This window comes from Clostridium sp. ZBS15 (assembly GCF_023845705.1).
Taxonomy (GTDB): domain Bacteria; phylum Bacillota; class Clostridia; order Clostridiales; family Clostridiaceae; genus Clostridium; species Clostridium aquiflavi.
Window position 1 is genome coordinate 16,749 of the sequence record NZ_JAMQHY010000007.1, and the last position, 11,465, is coordinate 28,213.

The 11,465-nt window shown below is 27.8% G+C and carries 8 protein-coding genes; all 8 read right to left on the reverse strand.

The genetic code is table 11. From position 1 onward, the window contains the following. Positions 1–293 precede the first annotated feature (293 nt). The 8 genes from NG904_RS02975 to NG904_RS03010 all read right to left on the reverse strand — a co-directional run bounded on the left by NG904_RS02975 (position 294) and on the right by NG904_RS03010 (position 11,177). Complete coding sequence (locus tag NG904_RS02975) at positions 294–1,163, reverse strand: DegV family protein (protein WP_252212337.1); 870 nt, start codon at positions 1,161–1,163, stop codon at positions 294–296. Positions 1,164–1,751: 588 nt separating this feature from the next. Further along, complete coding sequence (gene hpdA / locus NG904_RS02980) at positions 1,752–2,693, reverse strand: 4-hydroxyphenylacetate decarboxylase activase (protein ID WP_252224275.1); 942 nt, start codon at positions 2,691–2,693, stop codon at positions 1,752–1,754. Between the two features lie 40 nt (positions 2,694–2,733). Then, a complete protein-coding gene (locus tag NG904_RS02985; protein WP_252212339.1) occupies positions 2,734–4,002 on the reverse strand; it encodes an MFS transporter in 1,269 nt (422 codons plus the stop codon). Positions 4,003–4,095: 93 nt separating this feature from the next. Continuing rightward, positions 4,096–4,380 carry a 4-hydroxyphenylacetate decarboxylase small subunit gene (gene hpdC, locus NG904_RS02990; RefSeq protein WP_252229679.1) on the reverse strand — a complete coding sequence of 95 codons (285 nt, stop codon included), beginning with the start codon at positions 4,378–4,380 and terminating at the stop codon, positions 4,096–4,098. A 6-nt stretch (positions 4,381–4,386) separates the two neighbouring features. Next, complete coding sequence (gene hpdB, locus NG904_RS02995) at positions 4,387–7,104, reverse strand: 4-hydroxyphenylacetate decarboxylase large subunit (protein WP_252229681.1); 2,718 nt, start codon at positions 7,102–7,104, stop codon at positions 4,387–4,389. A gap of 349 nt (positions 7,105–7,453) precedes the next feature. After that, positions 7,454–8,362, reverse strand: coding sequence for a response regulator (locus tag NG904_RS03000; RefSeq protein ID WP_252229683.1), 909 nt, complete (start codon positions 8,360–8,362; stop codon positions 7,454–7,456). 27 nt (positions 8,363–8,389) lie between these two features. Continuing rightward, positions 8,390–10,435 carry an ATP-binding protein gene (locus tag NG904_RS03005; protein ID WP_252229685.1) on the reverse strand — a complete coding sequence of 682 codons (2,046 nt, stop codon included), beginning with the start codon at positions 10,433–10,435 and terminating at the stop codon, positions 8,390–8,392. Further along, a complete protein-coding gene (locus tag NG904_RS03010; RefSeq protein WP_252212344.1) occupies positions 10,425–11,177 on the reverse strand; it encodes a LuxR family transcriptional regulator in 753 nt (250 codons plus the stop codon). Before NG904_RS03010 ends, NG904_RS03005 begins: the two co-directional genes overlap by 11 nt. Positions 11,178–11,465: the final 288 nt, after the last annotated feature.

An 11,465-nucleotide genomic window follows, 5' to 3' on the forward strand; every position in this document is an offset into this window, starting at 1 on the left:
ATTTTTTATTCTTTAGGGGTACTCCTCATACCTTTAAAGCACAGTATTTTAGAAGTTGTCCACAGATTTAATATTTTTATAATTTCCTGAAGAATAAAAAATACAATTAAAGTGTAAAATCCCCTTACTTTAATTGTATCTTATTTTTCACTATATTTTGATATATGTAATAAGCAAAATAGTGTTTTAACGGAACTATACTTGTTTTTAGTATCCTTAAGTTCAATTAATCCATATAAGCTTTACTTATGCATATATTAACATTCTACAAACCATAGACTGTATTTTATAAGCTATCTATTTTCTCCCATAAAGAACACTGCAACTGTTCCCGGGCCTGAATGTGTTCCAATAATAGGTCCTATAGTATTAATCATAATAGATTCTATTCCAAATCTTTCTGTAATTTTATTTGCTACAATTTCTGCTTCTTTCTCTGCATCACCATGACTTACAAATATAATATTATTTTCTGATTTATATGTGCCCATTAGTTTTTCCATATTATCAAGAAGCTTGCATAATGACTGTTTACGACCTCTTGTTTTAGCGATAGGTATAAGTTTTCCTTCATTGTCTACGTGAATGATTGGTTTTACTCCTATTACAGTCCCAAGAATAGCAGTAGTCTTTGATACACGTCCACCTCTATATAAATGATTCAAATCATCTACTGTAAAGTATTGACAAACATTAAGCTTGTTTTCTTCAAGCCAAGTAGATATTTCTTCTATGCTTTTGCCATTTTTCTTTAATTCTACTGCTTTGTAAACTAAAAGTCCTTCACCTGATGAAACACTTAATGAATCTATAACTATAACTTTACTATCAGGATATGATTCTTCTAATTCAATAGATGCAATTCTTGTACTATTATAACTTCCACTAAGTCCTGAAGAAAAAGAAATATGTAGTACATCATATCCTTCTTTTAAATATTTTTCAAATTGCATTTTTGCTTGTTCTGGATTCACTTGAGCTGTTGTTGGCATTGATCCTGAACGCATTTTATCATAAAAATCTTTTATATCTAAAATTTCATCTCCTACGTATTCCTTGCCGTCCATTTGAAATGACATTGTTAGTAATCCTATGTTATTTTTATCCAAATATTCTTTTGGTAAATCTGCTGTTGTATCTGTTGTTATAATAAACTTTTTCATAAAACCTACATCCTTACTATTATTTAATTTCATACTGCATATTATAAAATAAATTTTTATCTATAAAGATATTCATTAAATCTTACACTTTATAATAAAACTCTAATTATGTAAATTATATCATAACCTTATTAAACTATGTATTATAAAATAATAATTTTGTGTGGAAAATCCACTGTTTTATATTTATACTTTTACTTTCATACACTTTTGTAAAAAAATATCTATATCATTAATCTTTATCATTTTTTTAACAATTATACTTTAAAATAAAATAAAATTGTTGAGGCAGCTAAGAAACCATTGATATTTTACATTTCTAACTTAATAATCGCATAAATTCTATGCTGCTCTTTTTATTCTTTAGGAGTATTCAGATTATATCTTTAAAATACAGTATTATAAAAGTTATCCTCATATTGTCCAACAATATAATTTCCTAAAGAATAAAAAAATACAATTAAAGGAGTTTACAATTAATCTCCTTTAATTGTATGCTTACTTAATAATATTATACTACAAGTACTATTGTTAAAATATACTAATAAAATTTAATTTTTAAACTAAATCCTGTTTTAGTATGATTATTTAAAAACTTGTTTCACTTCCAACATAACATGCTATTTTTCTATCTAAATATATGTCTTGAAGCTCATCTAATTTATCTTCACTAGTTGGTTCATCATTACTATAGCTATATTTTTTTCCAAGTTGAGTCCATTTCGAATCTCCCATTCTATGAAATGGTAGTAAATTTATTTCATAAATTCCTAAACCATTCATAAAATCAGCTGTTGCTATTGCATTTTCTACAGTATCATTAAAATCACGAATAACTGGCATTCTAATAACTAATCTACCTTGCCAATTAGAATTTATTAGTTCTTTTATATTTTTAAGAATTAAATCATTATATACCCCTGTTTTTTCTTTATGTTTTTTGCTATCCATATGCTTAACATCTATAAACGCAAAATCTACATATTTCATTCCTTCTAAAAATATATCTGTATCTACAAATGCTGTAGTTTCAATTGCAGTATTAATATACATTTCTTTGCACTTTTTTAACGTGTCTATTAAAAACTCATTTTGATAAAAAGGTTCCCCCCCGCTAAATGTAACACCTCCATTTGAGCCCCAAAATTGCCTATCTCTATTTAAAATTTTTAACAAAGAATCTACGGTGTAATACTTTCCACAAATTCTTAATGCTTCATTATAACATACTTTAGCGCATTCAAAACTAGTACAATTTTCACATACCCTCCAATCAATATTTAATGAATTATCATCTTTAAAAGATATTGCTTTTTTTTCACAAGCTTTTTCACATCTCTTACATCCTTGGTCATACTTGCACTTTCCTTCGGCAAACATTATTTTTTCTTTTTTGGTCCAACTTTCTGGATTTGCACACCATTCGCATTTTAAAAAACAACCACTAAAAAAGCAACTAGTTCTACATCCTGGACCATCATGTACAGAATAACTTTGAATATCAAAAATTAATCCCTTATCTTTATGCATAAATGTTCCCCTCCTTATAACAATATTTTAAATTAATAATTTACTTATTGTTCTTAACTGAAAGTGGTAACATAATTGCAACAATTGTTGAAAAAACAAATGCACAAGCTGCAAATATTATTGAATTAAAATAGCTTCCTGATAAATCATATAAATATGCACCCATGAAACTACCAACTGCTGGACCTATAGCCATTACTATTAATGTTGCAAGTCCCCATATTTTACCCAATGTTTTATTACCATATATAGAACCTGCGTATCCTGCTACACCACCTGGTTCTATTGCCCAATATATAGCAAAAAGAATACAAGATATTATTCCAAATACAATAGATTTTTTAGTCATAAGTAAAAATGCACAAGCCAATAATCCAATTATAGGTGCAAATATTAACATAACTTTTCTAGCTTTAGCTTCGTTATTATTGTATTTTCCAACCATTTTATCAGCTATTCTTCCCATAATAGGCATAGTAAATATTCCTGCTATTCCTATTATTATATAAAGATTAGTTGCGGTACTTAGTGACATTTTTACATCAACATTCCAAAATTTAACCACTTGAGTCCAAATTAAAAACTCTCCAAGCATACTGCCTAAAAAAGTTAAAATAGCTCCCCAAATTGGGAATATACTAAAAGCTTCTTTTACTGTCCAAATCTTTCCTGAATCTTTATTAACATTTGACTTAATAGAATCTATTCCAAAAGGTTCAAGTTCATAGTCCTCTGGATTTTTCTTTGCTACAGCTGCTGCAATTATAAGTGCAATAAGAACTACTATTGCTAATCCTCTCATTGCAGTTCTCCAGTCTGTAAAATTAAGTACTTGTTTAACAAGAAGACTCAATACTACTTGAGCTACTGGAGCTCCCATAAATGCAATTCCCCACATACTAGCATAAGATTTTCCTACATACCATTTTCGTACAGAAACAGTTGATGAAACCCAAAGCATACCTGTTCCAATTCCAGCAAAAATAGCGTATGGAATTAAATAACCTAAATAACTTTGAGCATAACTTGTTACAAAAAAGCCTAGGCAAGCACATACTGATCCTATTGCATATGCAGGCTTTGTTCCCCACTTATCAATTATCATTCCACTAAAATAAGCAGTAATTGCATAAACTGTCATCATTAAAGAATATCCCAAAGTAAGCTGCGAAGATTGCCAGCCTAAATTTTGTGACATTGGCACTTGCAATACAGAGAAAGTTGATCTGAAACCAAATAAGCAAAAAACGGCTAGCCATGAGGCTAGTACAACCATATGACCTAAATGATTAGCATTTTTTTGTTCCATACTTTTACTCCTTTTTTAAAGTAATAAGAGAGTATGTTAAGTTTTAGCACACTCTCTTTAATTTTCAAATCATATTTGGTTATCTTTCAGTTATTATTTTTTATCATCTAATTTATTATTTTTATACCCTTCACAAGTAGCGGCACTTAAATCTCCAAATGTCCAAGCTTCGATCTTTAACCCTGTACAAGTTCCCATATTATCTTTATCAGGATTCTTAAAATTAGTACAATTTCTGCACTTGTGAGCTTCATTAAAATTATTGCAAATAGGTGTATCTATAAATATCATTTGATTAGATATTCTGCAAATTCCTTTTGCTGCATCTATTGATGAAAAATTTAAGCAATCATTGTGTTTCATATTTTCATTAGCCATTTTTTATTACACCCCTTCATATTCAGTTCTTGAAATAACTTCATCTTGTATTGGCTTACCAATTTCACACCAGTATTGTGTAAATCCAGCAACACGAACCATTAAATCTCTATAATTTTCTGGTTTAACTTGAGCTTCCTTTAATACCTTTGAATCTACAACATTATATTGAATGTGATATCCACCTTTTCTCATATAAGAGCGTGTTAAATCTAATAGCTTCTTAGATCCTTCTACTCCTTTAATTGCACTTGGATGAATCTTCAAATTCATTTGTGAGTTTTGAGATCTGCTATGATCCCAAACTGTAGCAGATGTAAATAATGCATACGGTCCATTCTTATCTGTTCCTGGATAAGCTGACATAGATCCATCTGCATAAGTTGTACCAGCCAAACGTCCATCTGTAGTTGCAAGGGTTGCTGCCCCTTGTGCTCCATGAGTTGAAACAGAAATTTGACAAGCATACATCTTCTTGCCATATAATGATTCATAATTATGGCATACATCACAGAACCAATCTTCATAATTCTTTAATATATCATCAACGTATGGATCATCATTTCCATATTTAGGTGCTAATAAACACTCTCCATAAATATCGTCATATTTAGAACTAATATCAGCTTTTTCTTGGTCTGCTAATGAATAGCTTCCTATTTCCTCTGCAGTTTTAAATCCAAAGTTATTAAGTATTGCTTCTTTCATTTGGTCAAGGGTATATTTTTTGTCATCATATACAAGCTTCTTTAATGACGCTAAACTATTTATGGTATTAATAGTTCCACAACTTTCTATATTGTAAGTTGCATTAAATCTATATCCTAAGTTTCCAATGTGTTTACCTGTATCTAAACAATTTGGTTTTAATAATGAATTCACAATTGACATATTTTTTTTGCGCCAAACATCATGTTGAATATTATTAGTCTTAGCAAGTACATCACAAGTCAATTCATAATACTCTTTAAATTGGTCAACTAATTCTTCAAATGTTTCTAGTTTTTTATTATGCGCAGGGTACACTTGTGAATTAGTTCTGTAATCCTTACCATTGGTCAGTACAAGTTCTAACACCTTTGGATTGGCAATAAAGTGTACTCCAACAGAAGTAGGCTGTCCTGCTCCGCCTGGAATATCATATTTTTCTCCGTTTAGAGTAAGTTCTTTCCAAGTACAAGGAGAAGTCTCAAGACATCCGCCTATTGCAACTGACCTTGCCTCTTCAATGGTCATTCCTTCATCACCATATTGATTCATCATAAATTCTATTGCACCACGATTATTCATCCAAGCTGGATAACCTGAACCTGTTTTGTCGCATTCAATACATTTTAGTAAGAATTCTTCTGGTAACTTTTCATCATAAAAACATGATAATGTAGGTTGAGGTGTTGAACATGTAATACCTGCTTCTACTATTAAATATTCCAATCTATTCGCTGCTGAACTTCCATCTTTTTTAAGCCCACCAATAGTTAAATTGTTAAATGTATTTCCTGAAAGAACGCCTCCAACAACACCTGTTGAAGCAAAGCAATCAATACATGTAAATTTAACTCTATGAAGCTCTAAAAGTTCTAATACTTCTTTTTCTGTTATTCTTCCATTTTCTATATCTTGTTTAAACCAAGGATATAATACTTGTCCTACTCTTCCTGGTGACAATCCAGAAATAGCATCTTCATTGATTACTGCTATGTGAATAATATAAGTCAATTGAAGAGCTTCTCTAAATGTACGTGGTTGTTTATGAGAAATCCAGCCTAAACATTCAGCAATTTCAAGATATTCTTCTTTTTGAGCCTCATTTTTTTCAATTGCAGCTAAATCTCTAGCATGCTTTTCATAGTTTAATATCCAATTTTGAATACCTTCTAAAGTTATTTTAACAGCTTCATAAAAATATAAACGGTCCATACCTACAAGTCCGTCTCCATCGGCATTTCCAGCAACTTTTTTCTTGCATTCAGTAGCCATATCAATTAATCCATCAAAACCATATTGTAATGGGTAATAGTAATTTACAACTTCTCTTCCTTGAGGTAATGTAAAACCTGAATCAAACATACAAATTAAAGATTTCATGATATTTTCTTTTATTTCATAATCTGGTACCATTTGTTCATATTTATGTCCCAAATCATCTACAGATCTATTAACCCATTCTTTGGCAAGCTTAACTAATACAGGTATTTCCTCTTGTCTCATTCCAAATTTACCTGCTATAGAAACTACTTTACCAAAACTTTTAGTAACATTTCCTCCACCAGTACCAAATTTACTTAACTCTCCAGCACTAGCACTGCCTCTATTTAAAGCTTCCTTGTATAATTCGTCTTCTTTAGCTACAAAAAAGCCTTCTGAAAGCCAAGGCATTGGGAATGATCCTCTATAATAATTAGTTTTTTGCATAACTAATTTTTCACCAGGTATAATATTAGGTGTTAAATGAGAATAAGCGCATTTAAGAGATTCAGCCCTTCTCACTATATCTACTTCACCTTCTAATTCATTCCATCTTCTGTTATACCAATATGGGAATTCAGTATTTGCAGTAGATAAAGTGTCATAATAAATTTCTCTTAATCTTTTAGCTCTAGGAGTTGGCTCTTTTTGTACTTCACGTGTTGTCATTTCTTCTGGAGCATCTCCACCAAATTGAAAATTAATTGGTAACCCTTTTTCAGCTAAAATATCAGCTAACTTTACTTTTTTATTCATATCATAATACTCCTCCCTTTTTATATGCATAATAATTACTTTTTATCTTGAAATCAACATCCATAATATTCCTAATAATTCAAGAATATAACAGGTGCTATTCCATGATACAAATTTCTATTTAGATGAAATCAAAACTTCACCTACAACTTAGAAATTTATTTTTTATTTGCCTTTATATTTAAATTCTATGTCCTCAATATCATTCTTATAATTAAACCAAAGTTGTAATAAATACCTACAAAAATAAAACAATATACAACTTAAGTTGTATATTGTTTTATTTTTCCAAAAAGCAAGCTACTCAAACTAGAAATTATACTCTTAGTTTAAGCAGCCACTTTCACCATTAATTATAGTTTATACTTTCAATAAATTTTTCATCTTCTAATACTTGTTTTATAGCCTCAATAACTTCTGTATTCAAGTCTCCTTTTTCACATTCATTACTTAATTTAAGTATACTAGCCTCATTATCTTTCAATTCATCTAATAACTCAATAAATCTATTTACTGTAATCAATATCTTTAGGTTTTGTGACATTTCACTAGAAGTTAAACCATCTGGGAATCCCTTACCATTCATTTTTTCATGATGATTTCTTATCATTACTTTTAACCACTTGGACATATTCAAATCTGAAATAATATTTTCTCCCATTTCCACATGTTCCAACAATGTATTAGAAAAAATTTTACCTATATCATGTAAATATGCGCCTAGTATTAATTGTTTCATTTCTTCGTCATTTAAAAATAATATCTTACCAACTTTTTCACAGTAGTTTTTTACATTTTTACAGTGTAAATATAACTTTTTATCTTTTAATCTTATAATATTTAATAAGCATATAGCCACCTTATCTATTTGTTCCATATTATCAAATACTCTTTTAGATTTTACAGCCCAATCAATTCTATTTTTTAATTCTTGATAAACAATAGGCTTTGATAAAAACACATCTGCCCCAACATTAAATCCTCGCATTCTATCTTCAACCTCATTTAATACTGTTAACATTATAATAGGAATATTTTGAGTTTCTTGATTTTCTTTTAATTTTTTACATGTTTCAAATCCATTCATTCCTGGTAACATAACATCCAAAAGAATTACATCCGGTTTAACATTTCTAGCTAATTTAAAACCCTCAAATCCATCAAATGCTAAGTATACACAATAGCCCCATGTATATAGTAAATCCTTAATTATTTCGCAATTTTGCTTGTTGTCATCTATAATCAATACTTTATCCATGATTTTCCACTCCATGTTATTGATATTTTAATTTATACTAGGAACTATAGTATCACTATTATCTTCTCTTTGAACTGGTATAGTAACTATAACCTTTGTTCCAATATTTATATTGCTTATCAAAAATATTTCACCTCCATGCATCTCAACTAATTTTTTAGTTAAAGGTAACCCAAGTCCAGTACCTTCATATTTTCTTTCGTAAGAATTATCCACTTGTTCAAACTCATTAAATATCCTCTTTTGATCTTCTTTTTTTATTCCAATACCATTATCTTCAACAATTAATTTAATATAAGCTAAATTTTTAGTAACCTCTATTTGTACTTTTCCACCCTCTTGTGTAAATTTAATTGAATTAGAAAGTAAATTATATAATATTTGTCTTAACTTATTGGCATCAATTTTAATAATAAAATCACTAGGATTTATATTTATATCAATATAAATATTTTTTCGATAAGCTAAACTTTTTACAACTGAAAAGCTCTCCATTATAATGTCTGCAATAGAATATCTTCCTAAAGTGAGTTTCATTTTTCCTGATTCTATCTTAGATATGTCTAAAACATTATTAATTAATTGTAATAAATGATTTCCACTATTTAAAATATTAGTTATATGTTTGAGTTGTTTTGAATTTAATTTTCCGAATATTTCTTCCTTTAAAATTTCAGAACAAGTAATAATTGCACTTAATGGAGTCCTTAATTCATGGCTCATATTAGCTAAAAATAATGATTTAACTTTATCTGCTTTTTTCAAACTTTTTATAGCTTCTCTTAAGTCTTCTGTACGTAACTTAACTTTTTCTTCTAAGCTTTCATTTAATAAAAATAGCTGTCTAGATAATTTTTCTTGTTCTATTTGTTCATATTTTATATTTTTCAAATAAATTTCACGTTCATTTTCTGCATATTTTAAATCATCTGCCATTTTCTTAAATGCCTTAAGTAAAATTATTGTTTCATCTTTATTATCTTCTAAAAATTTTTTATCTATAACAACTTCATTATCTCCTTTTGATATTTGATTTGCCAATTCTGTTGCCTTAATAATTGGTGCAGTTAATTTTCTGGAAACATATTTACAAATAAATAACATTATTACTAAGAAAAAAGCACAAACAAAAATAATTATATTTCTTTGCATATGCATAATAATAGAAAACTTGTCTTCTGGAATGCCAACTCCTAATACAGCTACACATTCTCCATCGCAATTTAATATAGGTTTATCTAAAAATATATGAATTTCTCCATCAATGTTCTGTTTCCCAAAATAAGTTTTTTCTAAGCTATTTAACTCCTTTATTGAAGTAGGATTTAAACTTCCAATATAATTTTCTTTTTTGGGACTTCTAATATTAGATGCTATTCTAATTTCATCAATAGAAATTGCTAAATATGAATTTTTAACATTTTCTGAATATATTTTTGGGAAATAATCATTATTGTTTATTATTGAACCTAAGACTAAGAACCCTAGAAGTTGATCCTCTTTTTTATCATATACTGGAGAAATAGTAATAGATACTAAACTTTTATTTAAATACTCCTTTCCCTCTGTATTGTCTAGCTTTACTTTAAATTCATTATATTCTTTAGAATCATAGTAAAATAAATCATCTAAATTAAATATTTCTTCTGAGATAACAGTTTTATGACATTCTTTAGCCTTGTCCAATAATATATTTAATCTATCTAAATTAGTTCCTTTTATTGATGGATGATTTAATAACAACCTCTTATCATCACTAAATACAAAATATAAATCTATATACTCATATACCTCTCTTAACTCATAAATATCTGCATCTAGTACATTTTTATTTTCTTCTTTTAGTTTACTTTTAAAATCAGAGGAATTAGTTGTTTTTATTGAAATTTTCTCCATTTCATCTAATTGATTTAACATTTGATTTTTTGCAATTATAAAAGCATTTTCTAAATATCCTTGAGCAGATTTATCTATTTGATCATTTAAAATAACATTTGATAATATCAATATTAAAATCATGGGTACAATTACAACTATAGATACAAATACAATACATTTCTTTCTAATAGACATTTGAAGCCTCATAATATTTTATACTATTACTTTTACAAAATATAACTACCTCTAATCTATCTTTCATTTTTAATTTTCTTAATATATTAGTAACATGTGTTTTAACTGTCTTTTCACTTATATTTAACTTCATACAAATTTCTTTATTAGTCATTCCTAAGTTCATTAATTTAACAACTTCCACTTCTCTAAGTGTCAACTTATTTTCTAAAAAAAATAGATCTTCATTAAATTTTTCATTTTCATCTTTTTTTAATTGATTTACTTCTTTCTCATTATCTATTAAATTAAATACATTCTCTAACAAAGTTATGATATCGTTCAACTTACTTTCAGCTACTATTTGTATACCTTTAATAATATTCTCATTTAAACTTTCTTTATCTTCTTCTAAGTAAACTCCTCCCCCTAAACATATGGCTACTAAATCATCACCATAAAATATAGGACATGCGAAATACGTTATCTTCATATAACAAGTATATTTTATAACTTGACCATTTTTCATAACATAATCTATTATCTTTTGTTTTTCTTGCTTACACCTTTCACTATTGTTTTTTATAATATAATTACAAAACAAAGAAGAATTAGACCATACAGTTAACGCCTTTCCTTCTAATGATATTATTCCTAAACTTATATTAAATAAATCTGCATATAAATCTTGAAAGGATTGAATTTTTCTTTTGCCTTTTATTTTAATCCATTTTTCCCCTTTTGAATTTTCACATGTATTCATTTATATACTCACCTCAAATATATTAATATACTTTAAATTCAATAAGTAGATTAGTTATTTAATAATACCATATTTTGTAAACAGTATCAAAATTTATAATTTTACATCTTAAAAGAATGATGACATAATAATCTAAACAATGTCATTAGCTATATATAAAAATTTAAGGTAAAAAGAAAAATTACTTAACTCTTCTTTTTACCTTATAAAATTAATTAAAACTCTATATAATTCTATTTTTTCAAAAGGCTATGTTTTAAATGCGTGTTGATATATGCAATAGGTAAA

Coding starts and splice junctions, on each gene's coding strand:
- NG904_RS02975 (WP_252212337.1), bottom strand. CDS start 1,163: ATGAAAAAGTTTATTATAACAACAGATACAACAGCAGATTTACCAAAA.
- hpdA (WP_252224275.1), bottom strand. CDS start 2,693: ATGCATAAAGATAAGGGATTAATTTTTGATATTCAAAGTTATTCTGTA.
- NG904_RS02985 (WP_252212339.1), bottom strand. CDS start 4,002: ATGGAACAAAAAAATGCTAATCATTTAGGTCATATGGTTGTACTAGCC.
- hpdC (WP_252229679.1), bottom strand. CDS start 4,380: ATGGCTAATGAAAATATGAAACACAATGATTGCTTAAATTTTTCATCA.
- hpdB (WP_252229681.1), bottom strand. CDS start 7,104: ATGAATAAAAAAGTAAAGTTAGCTGATATTTTAGCTGAAAAAGGGTTA.
- NG904_RS03000 (WP_252229683.1), bottom strand. CDS start 8,362: ATGGATAAAGTATTGATTATAGATGACAACAAGCAAAATTGCGAAATA.
- NG904_RS03005 (WP_252229685.1), bottom strand. CDS start 10,435: ATGTCTATTAGAAAGAAATGTATTGTATTTGTATCTATAGTTGTAATT.
- NG904_RS03010 (WP_252212344.1), bottom strand. CDS start 11,177: ATGAATACATGTGAAAATTCAAAAGGGGAAAAATGGATTAAAATAAAA.